The organism is Brooklawnia sp. (assembly GCF_049651565.1).
In the GTDB taxonomy this organism is placed as follows: Bacteria; Actinomycetota; Actinomycetes; order Propionibacteriales; family Propionibacteriaceae; genus Brooklawnia.
In genome coordinates this window covers 1-15572 of the sequence record NZ_JBASCI010000030.1, presented here as the reverse complement: position 1 = coordinate 15572, position 15572 = coordinate 1, and the positions used below count along the sequence as shown (strand labels likewise).

Sequence of the window (15572 nt, the reverse complement as noted above, 5' to 3'; positions counted from 1 at the left end):
ATGCTGGACGGCACCCTCCGCAAGCCCGGCCTGCACCTGCAGGCGCATCTGGTCGACCCGGCCCCGTTCCTTGCCGACCTGGCCGGGTTCGGGCTCGAGGTAGAAACACGAGTCGGTCCGGGCTGAGCCATGTCGGGACGCCAGGCAGTGGGTGGAGAGGGCCGGGCCCTCGCGGTTCGAGGCATCGTCATGCTGATCATGCGTGCTGCTCGCCCTGTCCCCGATCCTGGATCTGGTGAAACGTGAAGCGCAACCGCCAACTGCTGCCCGCTGCCCTGATCGCCGCCACCATGCTCACCGCCTGCACAGCGGACGACCCAGCGCCGGAACCATCGCAGCCGGCCCAGGCCTCAGCCGTGGTCCTGCCCAGCCCGGAGCTGCCCGGCGATGCGACGCTGGCCGACCCGATCGAGGGACGCCGATCCACCCGCGAGTACACCACGGAGCCGGTCACACTGGACCAGGTCGCCGGCCTGCTGTGGGCCGGCTACGGCGTCCAGTCCGACGGTGGACGCGCAGTGCCCTCCGCAGGCGGCCGGTACCCCATGACGCTCTACTTGGTCGCCGGCAACGTGCCGGGCCTCGACCAGGGCTGTTACCGGTTCGACCCAGCCGCCAACCAACTGCTGCCGCACCGCACGGGTGACCTGCGCGCCGACCTGGCGTCCGCCTCGCTCGACCAGCAGTCGATCGCCGACGCCCCGGCGAGCATCGTGGTGGCCGGTTCGCCCGACCGGCTGCGGGACCGGTACGGCGTCCGGTCGGAGCGCTTCGCGATGATCGAGGCCGGCCACATCGGGCAGAACCTGGCGCTGGCTGCCGAGGTGCTCGGGCTCGGCATGGTCACCATCGGGGCATTCGACGATGCGGAGGTCGCCGGCGTCCTCGATCTGCCGGCGGACGAACAGGTCTACTACGTCATCCCCGTCGGCCACCCGGCCTGACGCGGCACACTTGTGACGTGAGCAGCACGACATGCCCGCAGTTGAACGAAGACCGCAGCCCGGCCGCCTTCACCGCGGTGCCGGCCCGCGGTGCCGTCCGCGCGGCCGTGCTGGTGCTGCACCCGTGGTGGGGGCTGACTGACGCCATCCTCGACCGGTGCCGAGACCTGGCGCGGGAGGGCTTCCTGGCGGTGGCCCCCGACCTGTTCGGCGGCGAGGTCGCCGACACCCCCGACGAGGCCCAGCGGCTACGCCGGACGCGCCGCGGCGTGCCGGCTTGGCGACACATGGTGGCGGTCCTCAAGGACGCCCGCGCAGCACACCCGGCGGGAGCCCGGGTCGGCGTCCTCGGCTATTCGATGGGCGGCCACTGGGCGATGTGGCTGGCCAGCCAGGCGCGGCCGGAGGTGCCGCCGATCGACGCGGTCGTGGTCTACTACGCCACCCGGGCCTGTGACTTCCACGCCAGCAGGGCGGTGTTCCAGATCCATCTCGCCGAGACCGACGCGTTTGTCTCGGCCTCGGCTGTTGCTGCCCAGGAGCGGGCCCTGCGCAGCGCGGGAAGACCCTACGAACTGCACCGCTACCCGGCCACGGGGCACTGGTTCGCCGAGCACGACCGTCCGGACGCCTATCGCCCGGCCGCCGCGGCGCTCGCGTGGGGCCGCACGGTCGGGTTCTTCGGCCAACACCTGCTGCTTGCCTGAACACTGCGGAGGATCGCACAGCGAGTACGCTGGGCGATCCTCCGCAATGCTGCAGCGGCCCGCCTGCTGCTGTTCGGGGACCCCGTCCGCCTCGACCACGCCAAGACGGCTGTGCGCCGCCTGCTCAGCCTGGACAATGCGGAGGATCGCGCAGCGACTACGCATTCCGAACTTCCGCAGTCATCGGTAGGCGCGACCCTACCCGGCTGGTTCACCGCACCACGGCTGGGTAGTGGATCGCCATGACCCAGAACGACATCGACGCGCGGGGCCCGTTCCCGGGCCTGGCCATCGTCACCGGCGCCGACTCGGGGATCGGCCAGGCCACCGCATTGCTGCTGGCCAGTGAGGGATTCGACGTGGGCATCACGGTGCACTCCGACACCGCGGGCGCTGGTGAGACCCGGCAGGGCATCGAGCAACGCGGCCAACGCTGCTTCACCGCGCCCTTCGACGCGGCCTCGCCCCACGCGGGCGACGTGGTGGACACCCTCGCCGATCAGCTCGGCGGACTGGGCGTTCTGGTCAACGTGGCCGGCACCGGGGCGAGCACCATGGCGCTCGACATCACCCTAGATGACTGGGCGCAGGTGATCGCCACCGACCTGACCGGGCCGTTCCTGCTCGCCCAACGGGCCGCCCGGCGGATGCTCGCCGACGGCCATGGCGGCCGCATCATCAACGTGACCAGCGTCCACGAGCACGTGCCGCGGGTCGGCTCGACCGCCTACAGCGCCGCCAAGGCTGGCCTCGGCATGGTGACGAAGAACCTGGCCCTCGAATGGGCGCGGCACGGCATCACCGTCAACTCGGTGGCTCCCGGTGAGATCTCCACCGAGATGACCGGGCAGGACGAGTCCGAAGCTTTCCACACCCACCGCCCCGGCAACCCCACCGGGCGTCCCGGGCACGTCAATGAGGTCGCCTCGGTGATCGCCTTCCTCGCCTCGCCCAGAGCGTCCTACGTGACCGGCGCGTCCTACGTGGTGGATGGCGGATTGCTGCTGATGGCAGCCCATGGTCACGACGAGGCCGAAGGGGACTGGCAGACGGTCTGACGCGCCCCCAACCGGGGAGAAGGCTCAGCCGTTGCCGACTGCCGGGCCCGGCTCCGCTTGCCGGCGAGTGTCATCCGGTTCCCAGGTCACCCCGGCGGATCGTCTGAACTTCGCCCGGGCGGCAGCCCACACGGTGATGGTGACGTAGACCACTGCGGCCAGCGCCAGCCATGGGTTGGGAACCACCACGTCGCGCAGCCACGACCACCGATCAGCCGGGCGCACCCAGCGGCCCTGCTCGCGGCCACTCGCCCGCACCTCGGCCGCGCCCCGGCGCACCCGCTCCAGCCGTCGGACCAGGGCTCGCGTGGTCAACGGAGCCTCCACGTCCACCACGACCTCACGAACCATGGTTCGCTCGGACTGGTCGAACAGCGAGTCGAGGAACAGGTCGTCGGCCACCACCAGCGGAAACGTGTCGAAGCGGGCCCGGCCCTGCTCGCTCATCACGATCATGCCCCGCCCGAACAGGCCCCGCTCGAACACCGGCAGACGCCGGTTGATCGCGTAGTAGGCCCGCACCGGCCAGGGACGCCCGGTCAGCACAACGCGGCGATCGGGCACCGCCACCAGTGCGGTGCCGTCCCGCAGCGCGGACACGAGCAGTTTCAACCCCTGAGCCGACACGGCGATGTCGGCGTCCAGGTAGGCGCGCGGGAAGGCGGTGGCTGCCGCGTCCCCGGCGTTGAGCGCCCCCGGCTTGCCAGGTGTCGCCAACTCGATGACCAGGACGCCAGGTCGGCGCGCTAGCGCCGCGGTGCCGTCGGTGCACGCGTTGGGCACCACGACAACTTCTACTTGCCCGGGCGTGGTGCCGTCGAGCAGGGTTCCCAAAGTGCGCGGTAGCACGGACGCCTCGTTGTGGGCAGCGATCACGACGCTGGCCCAGGGAGTGTCCACCGACATGCCAGTGAGCTTGGTACACCCTGCTGGCAAAGTCAATCCCCTAGTGGCAGGGTACTCCGGCGCCATGGGCCAGCGCGGCCCCGCGGCCGGGCCACCGCAGCCCGAACAACTGCCCGAACACAGGTGTGCGCGCTTGTGGTTGCGTATGCTGAGGGCCCAAACGAGGGCGCGGTGTCGGATCAGTGAATGGGTGAGGCAGTGACCAGAGCCAACGACCGGGGTCCACACGTGCTGATCATCGTCCAGAACCTGCCTGTCCCACTCGACCGGCGGGTCTGGCTGGAGTGTCAGGCGCTGATCGCCAGCGGCTACCAGGTCAGCGTCATCTGCCCGAAGGGTCCGGGTGACCCGCGGCGGCAGGTCATCGACGGCGTCCACATTTACAAGTACGCGCCGCCACCGCAGGCCGAAGGGCTGCCCAGCTACGCCTACGAGTTCATCTACTGCTGGCTGCGCACCGCGCTGCTCACCCTGGTGGTCGCTGCCCGCCGGCCGTTCCAGGTCATCCAGGCCTGCAACCCACCCGACACCTTCTGGCTGCTCGGCAGGCTGTGGCGGCTGGCCGGCGTCAAGTTCCTCTTCGACCACCACGACCTGAACCCGGAGCTGTACCTCTCCCGGTTCGGCGAACCCACCGGCATCAAGGCCAGGGCGTTGTACCGCGGGCTGATCTGGCTGGAGAGAATGACCTTCCGCACCGCCGACCGGGTCACGTCCACCAACGAGTCGTACCGCCGGGTCGCGATCGAGCGGGGCGGAGTGGAGCCCGGCCACGCAACAGTGGTGCGCAGCGGACCGGACACCAGGGCGATGCGGCCGCTGCGGCCACCGGCGACCGACAAGCAGACCAAGGAGCTGGTCTACCTGGGCATCATGGGCCCACAGGACGGTGTGGACCAACTGCTGCACGCGATGGCTGAGTTGCGCCAGCGGGGACGCCGGGACGTGCACGCCACCCTGATGGGCTTCGGCGACTGCCTGGATGACCTGCGCAGGCAGTGCACCGAGATGGGTCTGGACTCGCTGGTCACCTTCACCGGGCGGGTCGACCGCGACCAGATCGCCACCCAGCTGAGCGCCGCCGACATTGGGCTCGGCCCCGACCTGAAGACCCCGTTGAACGACGTCTCCACGATGAACAAGACGATGGAGTACATGGCCTACTGCCTACCCTCGGTTGCGTTCGACCTGTTCGAGACCCGCGTCTCGGGCGGCGACTCGGTGCTCTACGTGCCCAGCGGCGACATCGTGGCGTTCGCGGACGCGGTCGAGCGGCTGCTGGACGACCCGGAGTTGCGCGTCGAGCTGGGGTTGCGGGCGCGCCGGCGGGTCGCCTCCGAGCTCGACTGGCGACCGCAGGCCCGGGCCTACGTCGGGGTGTACGACGAGCTGACCAACGCCCGTCGTGGGCAGGACGCCGGACAGTCGCGCTTCCGTGAACCGCCCGCGGGTGCCGACCAGCTGGGCCGCCCGTACGTCGACCTGCATGACGCCGACGAGCTGCGCGACTACATCGTCAACCGCGGACGCACCAGATGAACCGGGCTGGGCAGTTCACGATCTTCAACTTCCACGGCATCGGCGAGCCGGTCGTCGATGTCCCGGCCGCCGAGTTGCCCTACTGGTGCCCGGCGACGACCTGGCCGCTTCTCGCCCGGGAGATCGCCAGCCTGCGCGACCGTGGCGTCCCGGTCGCGATCACCTTCGACGACGGAAACACCAGCGACGTCGAGCATGCCCTGCCGGTACTGGTGCAGCTGGGCCTGACCGCCACCTTCCATCCGTGCGCCGGTCGCATCGGACGCCGCGGCTACCTGGCCGCCGACCAGTTGCGGGAACTGCGGACGGCCGGGATGGCGATCGGCAGCCACGGCTGGTCGCACGTCGACCTCCGACGCCTGGCAGCAGGTGAGTTGGCCCGCGAGGCGGAGGCCTCCCGGGACGCGCTGGCCGAGGCGTCCGACGGGTCGGTGGACCAGTTCGCGATCCCGTTCGGCAGTTATGACCGGCGGGTGCTGCGGGCACTGCGCAGCTATCGACGCGTCTACACCAGCGACGGCGGACAGGCCTACGCTGACACCTGGCTGCAACCCCGCTATTCCTACAGCGATGGCTGGACGCCGGCCACCATCACCCGGTTCGCCACGGAGCAATCCCCAGCCTGGCGCCGGCTAGGCCGAACGGTGATCGGCGCGGTCAAGCGGAACCGCTGACCTCGAACCCTGCGGCTGCGGCCGGGTCAGGTCCCACACGGCGCCGGCCATCCCCAGCAACAGGAAGGTCATCCCGGCAGCCATCCGGAAGCTGATGGCGTCGAAGGTGACGTAGGCGGCCAGCAGTCCGCTGGCGGCGGCGACGATGGCGAGGGCCAGGTGTCGCGAGCGGCGGTCGTCGATTCGGGTGCGTGCCAGCAGCGCGCCCAGCAGGTGGGTGGCGACCATGATCACGAACACCGCCGAACCAACCAGTCCCAGTTCGAGGGCGAACATCAGCGCCTGGTTGTCGATGGTTCGAAAGTAGAACGGCACCCAGGTGAACAGTCCCTGCCCGAAGTACGGGTGCTCCATGACCATCCGGCTGACGATCTCGTAGTCGTCAGTTCGGCCGGCGATGCTGGGATCGTTCTCCAGGTTGGTGAACAGGGCCCGGATGGTGCCCAGCAGGCCGGGCAGTGCGGCCCGGAGCGCCACGGCCGCGACTGGGGTGACAACCAGCGCCCAGAGTCGCCAGCGCGCCGGCCAACCGGCGATCATCACCAGCATCGCCACTGCCAGCACCACGATGGCCGAGCGTGACACCGACATCAGCAGCACCACCAGGATCATCCCGGTCTGCGCCCAGGGCAGCAGCCTCCGGCCTGCGTGCAGGCTGCGATGGAGGGCAAGCGGGAAAATCGCTGCCGAGACCACACCCAGCTCGATCGGGTGGGCGGCAGTCACCACGACGCGGTTGACCTCCGACCGGGTGAAGGTGACCTGTTCGCGCAGCGTGGACAGGCCCGGGATGTTGAACCAGGCGGCGACGTTCGCGCCGGTGAAGTACTGGTAGATGCCCAGCGCAGCGATGATGCTGGCGAAGCCCACCACCCAGGAGACGATCTTCTCCAGGTCTGCCCACCGGCGCGGTGACTCCGACGTCATCAGCATCACTCCGGCCCAACCGGCCAGCGCGAGCAGCCCGCGGTCGCCGGCGCTGATCAACACCGTGTTGAGCTCCTGCATGGTGACGTCCTGCCACAGCGCATCGGAGGTCTGGTGGATGTCGGCCGGCTGGAACCAGCCGGCCGAGTTGCCGTTCACGAAACTGATCAGAACGGCGATGGCGAACAGCGTCAGCGTGACCCGGGTCGGCGTCAGCCCGCGCACCGGATTGCGGCCACCGACCGTCATGGCCATCCACACCAGCAGGCCACCGATCGCCCACAGGTTGGCCGGGGTACCGGGTGAGCCGATCTGCGGCACCACCAACCGGGAGGGGATGATCAGCAACAGCCCGGCGTAGACGATCGGGATGATGGTGGCCGAGATGGCCGGCGCCTTCTCAGCCTCGGCAGCTGTGCCTGCCTCATGGCTGCGCGGCATGGACGGTCGACCCGTTTCTCCTGGCCACAGCGGCGCGCTGCTTCATCGGTTCGCTCCGGCTGGGCGCCCGCTTCGACCTTGCCTGCCTGGCGGACCGGTCCTTCGGCCTGCGCTGCCTGGCGGGACGCCTGCCCGACCTGCCCTTCCGGGCCGCCCGGTTGACCGCCCAGCGGTCGATGAGGAAGGTCAGCAGCAGGGTCACCAGGCTACCCGCGGCGACGGTTCCGGCCGCGGCCTGCAGGCGGCTGCCGCCCATCTCCTGCGCAACGTCGTCCACCCCGCTGGTGCGGATGTGCGCCCGTTGCCGATCGGGAACCCGCTCCTCATCCTGGATGAGATCGAGCTCGGCGATGATCCGCTCGATCACCTCGTCCCGGGTCTCCAGCACCATGTCGGGGTCGCCGCCTTCGACGCTCACCGTGAGGATCGGATCGCGCGCGTCCACACCTACCGCAAACGTGGCGGTGTAGCCGTCCTCGACCAGGCCTTCCTGGAACCGATGGGTGGCCGCCTCGGTGCGCAGTAGCTGCGCCAGGATGTTCAAACCCGCCGGCAGGTAGATGAAAGGGCTGTTGGGCAATTCGGCGCCTTGGGCGCCGGGCGGCAGCAGCAGGATCATGCGCGAGTTGGTGGCGTAGGACGTCGGGGACTGCTCGTAGACGTAATAGGCCGCGCCAAGGGTCAGCCCCAGGCCGATCAGCACGATGAACCAGCGCCGCAGCAGGACGCGCACTCCTTGCGCCAGGTCCACTAGGTCTCCGATCTACCGCTGTCCCATCACGCCGGGGACTGTTTGGTGTCAAGGCTAACAGCCGGAGCCACGCCGCTGGCTTGCCCGGAAAGCCACTCGGCCAGCCGGTTCGTGAAGACCGCGATCCGATCGTCGGCTCGGAGGCGTCCGGCTGCCACCAGCTCGGCCAACCGACCGCGGTCGTGGACGTACCCGAGGGAGATTCGGCTCGCCGCTGTGGTGGCAAGTTCGGTCAGGTCCACCACTATTGGATAGCCGAGGCCCTGGTAGAAGCCGGCGAACTTGCGGCTGTAGGCGACCGGGATCGTGGGCACGCCGGTGGTGAAGGCAGCGATGGTGGCGTGCATCCTGGAACCCAGGAAGGCGTCCAGCCGGCTGATGTACGACTTCGCCTCGACCGGGGTGGTGAACGGCGGGGCCAGGACGCAGTCGGAATACTCGGCGAGGAGTTGCCTGGCTGCCGCGGCATCGTCCTCGCGGCCAGCGTCCCCACGCGAGATCACGTGTGGCACCAGGTGCACCTGGAAGCCCCCGGCGAGCATGCCCTCGATGACATCGTGGCAGTACTGCCGGTAGTCGGCACGCAACCTGAACTGGTTGTCCCCGGTGTACCCGCCGTTCCACAACAGCCCGGACACGTTGAACCCGACTCGCGGCAGGTCGGTGTCGGGGAGGTCGAAGAGTCCCGGCTGCCACGGCAGGGTGACGGCCACATCGGTGGCCGCGATCACTTCGCGGCGAGTCAGCTCGGCCAGGAACGATCCGGACAGGTCGTCCCGCGCGGCGACCAGGGTTGCCCGATTGAGGACGTGCCGCACCCAGGGCAGCAGTGCGCGGCGCTGGAAGGGACCGTAGGTCTGCGGGGCCAGCAGCAGCGGCACCCCGCAGGCCAGTACCAGCTGCTTGTCGAGCAGCTTGTTCACCAGCCGCCTGGCGCCGTAGATGTCCGAGAAGGAGTCGCCGCCAGTGAAGTCGAGCACGACGTCGCAGCGTCGCATGTCGGCCAGCGACTGCATCAGCACCGCCGGCTTCCTCCGGTAGAGCGGCGCTGCCCAGAACCGCTTGTTCCTGACGCCGAGCACCTCAGCCATCCGGTCGAGCTCGGACTGCCGGTTCGCGGAGAACAGGACCACCTCCGCCTCGCCCGGCACCACCCGGTGCAGCAGGCCGACCGCGGAGTAGGCCAACGCGACCACGCCCAGGTTGGCGTTGTCGCAGTGCACGCCCATCAGCCCGACCCGCACGTCAACCTTCCCGGATCCCGCTGCTCTGGACGGCTGCTTCCTGCCATGGCCTGGTGAAAGCCGTGATGTCGAGTTCGTCGATCTCCTTGTCCCACCACTTCTCCGCCAGCAGCTTCTCGATGGTCTCCGGCGAGAAGCGCAACCTGACCACCCGCCCCGGATTTCCGACCACGACGGCGTAGGGCGGCACGTCCTTGGCCACCACCGCCCCCGCGCCGATGACCGCTCCGTCGCCGATGGAGCTGACGCCGGGCTGGATGATCGAGTTGTGGCCCAACCAGACATCGTTGCCGATCCTCAGCGGGTCGTACTCCCGCTCCTCGTCGGCGTAGCCGAGGTTGGGGTTGAAGAAGTAGCCGTGCATCGACTTGCGGTCCATCGGATGGTTGAGGGTGGCGGCGAACGCCGTCCGCGCGATCGAGCTGTACCGGCCGATGGTCGTGTTGGGTCCGAACTGGTGCGGCACGAAGCAGCCACCGTGGCTGTACATGCCGACGTCCACCCGGTGGTAGCGCCGGAAGATCTCGCGCAGGGTGGTGGAGCGGAACTCGCCCCCCTCGGTCTGCAGGGCCAGCCTGATCGCGGCGGCGCGCGTCGTCCGGCGGCCGCGGCCGTACAACCATAGCGCCAGCGCGCTGACGTCCATCGGAAACCTCCTCAGTTGCGGGCTTCCGCCCGCCAGTATCCCCTTGTCACTATACGTTTGATCATGCCCGCGAACTCCCGGACGACCGCAGTGGGCGGCAGTTGGGCGGTGGCCGCCGCGAGGTGGAAGCCCCGGAACCGGGGAACCGGGCGTCCGAAGATCCGCAGCGCAGCCATCCGGATCGCGACCTGCCGGCGACGCCTCACCAGCCCCTGCGCCTTGACGACCATGTGGACGTCGCTGGGGTCTGCGGTCAAGTAGCCGGCGGCGATGGCGGCCTCGACGGTGCGGCGGCCCAGATGGGTGCGGGCCAGGATCAGCGAGACGCCGTCGGTGCCCTGGTCGCGCCGGTGCCAGGCGTCCCCACCGGTCACGTCGGACAGCTCGCCCAGACCGTCCGGGCACAGGTGGCAGCGCAGCTGGCGGTGCCGCGCGGCGAGGGCCCCCCACGACTCCTCGTAGCTGAGCGACTCCTCCCGACCCGACCGGTCGCGCACCCGGAACTCGCCCGGCCAGCCGTCACCGCGGTAGCGCACGTTGGTGATCGCGTCCGGATCTGCGAAGCCCAGCGATCCTGCCAGCTTCAGCGTGGCATCGGTGTTCGGGGTACCGGCGCAGAAGAAGCTCAGCACCAGGCCCAGGTTGCGATCGAGCGCCGGACGAACCCTGCGCAACTTCGCCACCGCCGCGACGTCGCACGGTTTACCGATGAAGACGCAGGGCCGGTCGCTGTCCTCGATCACCTTGAGGGCCTCGACCGGGGACGACGGGGCGTACCGCGAGCCGGCCCTGTCGAGGAGTTCGGCCAGGCTGGTGCTGGTGATGTTCCTGTTGCGCCAGGGCTGGACGGGGTCCATCGCGACGTGCAGCACCAGCGTCATGCCAAGTTGTTCGACCGCATAGGCGGCCAGCGCGGAAACAGCGCCGCCAGAGGAAGCGGCGCGGCGTACCTGCGGGTCGGTGGCCCATCCCTCCCAGACCTGCACGGCGGGGCCGACCACGATCTCGTCCGGATCGGTCGGCCTGGGCAGCCCGGCAGCGGGGGCCTCGATGGCGGCCCCCGGGCAGATGGCGATCATCTCGTCCTTGATGGCGAGCGGTACCTCGCCCGACCACGTCGGACGAAGCCCCACGTGCGGGTAGTCGACCATCGTCACCCCATGGTCGGCGCCGACCAGGGCGCAACCGCCACAGCCCAGGCACAGTCCGCCACTGAGCACTCGATCTATCGGATGTGTACGCGTCATTGCTGCCTCAGCACGCTCGAGAAGGGTCGTAGCCCCGATCATCACCCGAACCAGCGCGCTGGTCAACGGCCTCGAGGCCGAACTCTTGAGACTTCAACGGTCTCGGCAATATGCTGATCAGTACGGCCAACAGCGGCTTCGAGGAGGACACGTGGCCGAGACGAGCAGGGCACAGATCGCTGAACAGATCGAGTTCAGCGCGTTCTCCACCGCAGACCTCGATGGCATCTCCCGCCTGATCACCGCCATGAGCGACGATGGCGCCAACCTCCACCTGCGTGACAAGAGCCCCGCCTACTACCGGTGGATGTACTTCGACAACCCGACCGGTCAGGCTTTCGGCTGCTTCGCCAGGCACGGCGACCGGATCGTCAGCTCGTTCGCCATGGCACCCAAGCTGGTCGTGGTGGGCGGACGGACCGTTCGCCTCGGCAAGACGATGGACATGTTCACCGACCCCGACTACCAGGGCATGGGCCTGATCAGAAAGTGCGCCGACCGAGTCTTCGCCGAAGCCCGTGACCACGGCGTGGATGGCTGGTACGTCACCCCATCTGTCAACTCCTACCCGATCTTCAAGAACAAGTGGGGCTACGCCGAGCCGTTCCAGCCGATCTTCCGGGCCCGGCTGATCGACCCCCGGGCAGCGCTGGCCGCGGTTTCGCCGGCGCTGGTCCGTCGACTCGGTCCGCAGCTGGTGACCCGGCTCAGTCGCTGGCCACGCCGGCGGCTCAACCTGCCGAAGGGCTGGACGGTCAGCCAGCCCACCCGCTTCGGGCCGGAGACCGACCAGCTCTGGGACGCCATCGCCCCCACCCACCAGGTCGCGCTGGTTCGTAACGCCTCCTACCTGAACTGGCGCTACGTCGACAACCCGGACGACTACTCGTTGTGGGCGCTCCACCACCAGGGCGAACTGCGCGGCATCGTCGTCACCAAGCAGACAATCCGCCGTGGCTTGCCGGTCGGTGACATCGTCGACCTGATCTGTGCCAGGGACGATGCCACCACGTTGCGGCTGCTGGTCCGGCTGGCAGTCGATCGCTGCGCCGCGGCCGGTTGCGCGATGGTCGAGGCCTGGAGCATCCTGGGCAGCCTGTTCGACCGACGCCTGCGCAGCGCCGGTCTGCTGATCGCCCGCGCGAAGATGCCGCTGCTGCTGAGCCCCGACTACCCCGACCGGCTGCTGTACGACGCGGAAGCCTGGTGGCTCACCCAGGGCGACGGCAACGACGTCTGAACCAGTCGGTTCTCAGCCGGCCAGTGACCTGCCGGACACCAACCAGACAAGGTTCGTCCAATGGCCGCGGAGCTTGAGCCGGGCCTGGTCGTCCTGGCGGACGGCCGCCGGCCAGAGCCACCCCACCACGCAGACGGCGTGGTAGAAGCACTTCATCAGCACGTACCCCACCTGCGCCGGCAGCGAGGCGTGCTTGGCCCAGTAGAGTCGGTCCGCCTTCTCCATGGTCAGGTAGTACTGCACCGGGTACGCCTTGCTGCTGCCACCGCCGAAGTGGATCGCCTCGGCATCGGCGAAGTAGGCGATCCGCCAGCCGGCGTCGTGGAACCGGCGGCACCAGTCGGTGTCCTCACCGTAGAAGAAGAACGCCTCGTCGAGCGGTCCCACCTGGTCGAACGCCTCCCGGCGGACCATCATGAAGCACCCGGACAGCACTTCGGCGTCATGGGTGTAGCTGTAGGTGGACGCCGGCAGGGTGCGTCCCTCGAACCGTTCGACGGCCGGCAGCAGCCGGGAGAGGAAGAGGTAGTCGCCGGCGGCATTGGTGAGGTTGGGGAACCGGCGGCAGTTCTGGCGGAGCTCCAGATCGCGGGTGACGGTGCGCGGCCCCAGCACCCCGATGTCGGGGTTGGCGTCCATGTGGGCGACCATCCTGTCCACCACGTGGTCGAGCGCGATCACGTCGGTGTTGATCAGGCAAAGGTAACGTCCCCGCGCCCGCCGGAAGCCGATGTTGTTGGCCTTGGCGAAGCCCAGGTTCGCACCGTTCTCGATCAGGACGACCTCGGGATGGGCATCCCGCAGGGCAGCCTGGGAGCCGTCCTTGGAGCCATTGTCGACCACGATGACCTCGAACGGGACGGTTGTCTGCTCGTTCAGCGAGGCGACGACGTCGAGCAGATACTGACGGGTGTTCCAGTTGACGATGACGACGGACACGTCAGGTGTTGCCAGCTGCATCCCAACCTCCCGGGCTAGTCGCGAGCGTAACACAAGGCTTGTTCCCCTGTGTTGGGCCGACCGGGGGCGGCTTGGGGTGGACTTCTATCTAAGAGTGGGTTAGCATTTCTCAGGCATTCTTAAGCTTTCGTTTAAGAAGAACCGAACAAGCGTCGACTATCCCCGTGCGGCAGGGTGCCGCCACGAAAGGATTCACACCATGACCCCACCATTGACGGGGCGCACCACGGCTGGGCGTTCCCCCATCGCCCGATTCGGGTTGGCGGCCAGCGCCCTGGCCGTCGCGGCCACCTTCGCGCTGGTCCCGGCCAGCGCGTCCGCCGCCGAGCTGGACCCCGCGAGCCTGGACTCCTCCGGCCGGATCATCGTCCGCAAGGACGGCACCGTGATCGACGGCAAGTATGCCAAGGGTTCCATCGATGTGCGTGCCGACAACGTCACGATCAAGAACACGATCGTGGAGTACTCCGGTTATCACAGCATCCGCATCTACGACGGGGCCGAGGGCACCCGCATCGAGAACTCGAAGGTTCTGTGCCAGGTTCCGAACAAGACCAACGGCATCATGCCGGGCAACTACACCGCTGATGGTGTCGACCTTGAGGGCTGCCGCAATGACTTCATGTTCTCCGCGGCCAAGCCGGCCACCATCACCAACAGCACGATCGACGGCGTCCCCTACTCCAACGTCGACTCCGATCCGGTGACCAGCCCCACTCCCACGCCCACCCCGACCCCGAGCCCGACGCCCACCCCGACCCCGAGCCCGGCGCCCGAGCCGGCTGCTCCTGAGTTCTCCGGCTTCCCGGACGCCAGCAACACCGGTGTTCCCGAGGGAGTGGAACTGCAGTCGTCCGGCAGCATCAATGTCACCCAGGACGGTGCGGTCATCGACGCGATGCACGTCCGGGGCGAGATCACCGTCTCGGCCAACAACGTGACGATTCGAAACACGTTGATCCAGTCCAACACCCCCGCCTACCCGATCAAGGTGACCAGCGGGGTCACCGGCACATTGATCGAGCGCGTCGAGGTCGACAACATGAACGGCACCGGCATCGGCATCTACTTCGCCGGTGGCAGCGGCACCGTTCGCTACGCCGATATTCACTCGGCGGAGGACGGCGTACGGGTCGAGGCTGATGACGTGACGGTGGAGTACTCCTACATCCACGACCTGTTCCGACACGAGGGCGGTCACCACGACTCGATCCAGATCCGCAAGGGTGACAACGTGACGCTGCGGGGCAACAACCTGCAGATCTACGTGGCGTCCACCGACGACCCGATGAACGCCGCGTTGCAGATCGGCTCACTGATCGGGACCAACCAGATCTCCAACCTGCGCGTGGTGGACAACCTGATGAATGGTGGCAACTTCACCATCAACGGCGGCGGCCGCGGTGAGGTCGACAGCGCGGTGTACTCCGGCAACCGGTTCGGCCGCGACTTCCGTTACGGTGTCGCCGGGAACCTGGAGAACAGCGTCTGGGACGACACCAACGTCTGGCACGACACCGGGTTGCCCGCTCGCTGATCGGTTCAGTCCCAGCAATCAGTCCCTGGCCGAGGCCTGCATCCTGAGCGGTGCAGGCCTCGGCCGTCCCCTCCGGTGGCCCTGTCAGGCACAATGGACAAGGTGAAACAGCGTTCCAGTCGCTCGGGTTGGCTGATCGCCGGTCTTGTGACGGTGGCGTTCGCGCTGGGTTTCGTCGCCGGGCTGTTCGCGCCGCGCCTGGCCGAGGAAGTCCGCGCCATGATGGCGCCCAGATCCGAGGTTCGCCAGTTCCCCGATGCCGGCACCACAGGGGTGCCACAGGGCGTGGAACTGCAGCCGTCCGGCAGCATCACCGTCACCCAGGATGGCAGCGTCGTCGAGGGCCTGCACGTCACCGGCGAGATCAAGATCGCCGCCAACAACGTGACCATCCGCAACACCCTGGTGCGAACCGACACCCCTACCTATCCCATCCACGTCACCGAGGGTGTGACCGGGGCGCTGATCGAGCACGTCGAGGTCCACAACATGGGCAGCACCGGCAAGGGCATCTACTTCGACGGCGGCAGCGGTACCGTCCGGAATGCCAACATCCACTCCGCCGAGGACGGGATCCGCATTTCGGCCGACGCCGTGACGGTGGAGTACTCCTACATCCACGATCTTGCCCGGCACGAGGGCGGGCACCACGACTCGATCCAGATCCGACGCGGTGATGACATCACCCTGCGGGGCAACAACCTGCAGATCTACGTGGCGTCCACCGACGACCCGATGAACGCCGCGCTGC

At 68.4% G+C, this 15572-nt stretch carries 15 protein-coding genes; 8 read left to right on the top strand and 7 right to left on the bottom strand.

Going from position 1 to position 15572, the window contains the following annotated elements; translation table 11 throughout:
• Positions 1–242: 242 nt before the first annotated feature.
• From WBL05_RS01590 to WBL05_RS01580, 3 genes are all read left to right on the top strand, one after another.
• On the top strand, positions 243–944 hold the full coding sequence (locus WBL05_RS01590) for a SagB/ThcOx family dehydrogenase (RefSeq protein WP_424223310.1): 702 nt from the start codon (positions 243–245) through the stop codon (positions 942–944).
• Between the two features lie 17 nt (positions 945–961).
• Positions 962–1651, top strand: coding sequence for a dienelactone hydrolase family protein (locus tag WBL05_RS01585; RefSeq protein WP_424223308.1), 690 nt, complete (start codon positions 962–964; stop codon positions 1649–1651).
• A gap of 242 nt (positions 1652–1893) precedes the next feature.
• Complete coding sequence (locus tag WBL05_RS01580; RefSeq protein WP_424223307.1) at positions 1894–2709, top strand: SDR family oxidoreductase; 816 nt, start codon at positions 1894–1896, stop codon at positions 2707–2709.
• A 24-nt stretch (positions 2710–2733) separates the two neighbouring features.
• Here the strand turns inward: WBL05_RS01580 and WBL05_RS01575 are convergent, their stop codons facing one another.
• Positions 2734–3615 carry a glycosyltransferase family 2 protein gene (locus WBL05_RS01575; protein WP_424223306.1) on the bottom strand — a complete coding sequence of 294 codons (882 nt, stop codon included), beginning with the start codon at positions 3613–3615 and terminating at the stop codon, positions 2734–2736.
• A 186-nt stretch (positions 3616–3801) separates the two neighbouring features.
• On the opposite strand from WBL05_RS01575, the gene WBL05_RS01570 reads away from it, so the two are divergent.
• Complete coding sequence (locus tag WBL05_RS01570; protein WP_424223305.1) at positions 3802–5154, top strand: glycosyltransferase family 4 protein; 1353 nt, start codon at positions 3802–3804, stop codon at positions 5152–5154.
• On the top strand, positions 5151–5828 hold the full coding sequence (locus WBL05_RS01565) for a polysaccharide deacetylase family protein (RefSeq protein WP_424223304.1): 678 nt from the start codon (positions 5151–5153) through the stop codon (positions 5826–5828). Before WBL05_RS01570 ends, WBL05_RS01565 begins: the two co-directional genes overlap by 4 nt.
• Here WBL05_RS01565 and WBL05_RS01560 read toward each other — a convergent pair.
• Genes WBL05_RS01560 through WBL05_RS01540 form a run of 5 tightly spaced genes read right to left on the bottom strand, consistent with a single transcriptional unit; the run spans position 5787 to position 11057 of the window.
• Positions 5787–7196: an O-antigen ligase family protein gene (locus tag WBL05_RS01560; RefSeq protein ID WP_424223302.1), complete on the bottom strand. Its 1410-nt coding sequence runs from the start codon at positions 7194–7196 to the stop codon at positions 5787–5789. The two genes, WBL05_RS01565 and WBL05_RS01560, sit on opposite strands and share 42 nt — an antisense overlap.
• Positions 7180–7947, bottom strand: a complete 768-nt coding sequence (locus tag WBL05_RS01555; RefSeq protein ID WP_424223301.1) for a hypothetical protein — start codon at positions 7945–7947, stop codon at positions 7180–7182. Before WBL05_RS01555 ends, WBL05_RS01560 begins: the two co-directional genes overlap by 17 nt.
• Positions 7948–7973: 26 nt before the next feature.
• Entirely contained in the window at positions 7974–9191 is a 1218-nt protein-coding gene (locus tag WBL05_RS01550) for a polysaccharide pyruvyl transferase family protein (RefSeq protein ID WP_424223300.1), read from the bottom strand.
• Position 9192: 1 nt separating this feature from the next.
• On the bottom strand, positions 9193–9837 hold the full coding sequence (locus tag WBL05_RS01545) for a CatB-related O-acetyltransferase (protein WP_424223298.1): 645 nt from the start codon (positions 9835–9837) through the stop codon (positions 9193–9195).
• A gap of 11 nt (positions 9838–9848) precedes the next feature.
• Entirely contained in the window at positions 9849–11057 is a 1209-nt protein-coding gene (locus WBL05_RS01540; protein ID WP_424223296.1) for a Coenzyme F420 hydrogenase/dehydrogenase, beta subunit C-terminal domain, read from the bottom strand.
• 178 nt (positions 11058–11235) lie between these two features.
• On the opposite strand from WBL05_RS01540, the gene WBL05_RS01535 reads away from it, so the two are divergent.
• Complete coding sequence (locus WBL05_RS01535) at positions 11236–12324, top strand: GNAT family N-acetyltransferase (protein WP_424223295.1); 1089 nt, start codon at positions 11236–11238, stop codon at positions 12322–12324.
• Positions 12325–12336: 12 nt separating this feature from the next.
• On the opposite strand, the gene WBL05_RS01530 is transcribed toward WBL05_RS01535, so the two are convergent.
• A complete protein-coding gene (locus WBL05_RS01530) occupies positions 12337–13284 on the bottom strand; it encodes a glycosyltransferase family 2 protein (RefSeq protein ID WP_424223294.1) in 948 nt (315 codons plus the stop codon).
• Between the two features lie 199 nt (positions 13285–13483).
• Between WBL05_RS01530 and WBL05_RS01525 the strand changes: the two genes are divergently transcribed.
• Together WBL05_RS01525 and WBL05_RS01520 are read left to right on the top strand one after the other, a co-directional pair.
• Positions 13484–14821: a right-handed parallel beta-helix repeat-containing protein gene (locus tag WBL05_RS01525; RefSeq protein WP_424223292.1), complete on the top strand. Its 1338-nt coding sequence runs from the start codon at positions 13484–13486 to the stop codon at positions 14819–14821.
• A gap of 102 nt (positions 14822–14923) precedes the next feature.
• Positions 14924–15572, top strand: a 649-nt coding sequence (locus WBL05_RS01520) for a right-handed parallel beta-helix repeat-containing protein (protein WP_424223291.1), incomplete at its 3' end; no start/stop codon positions are given.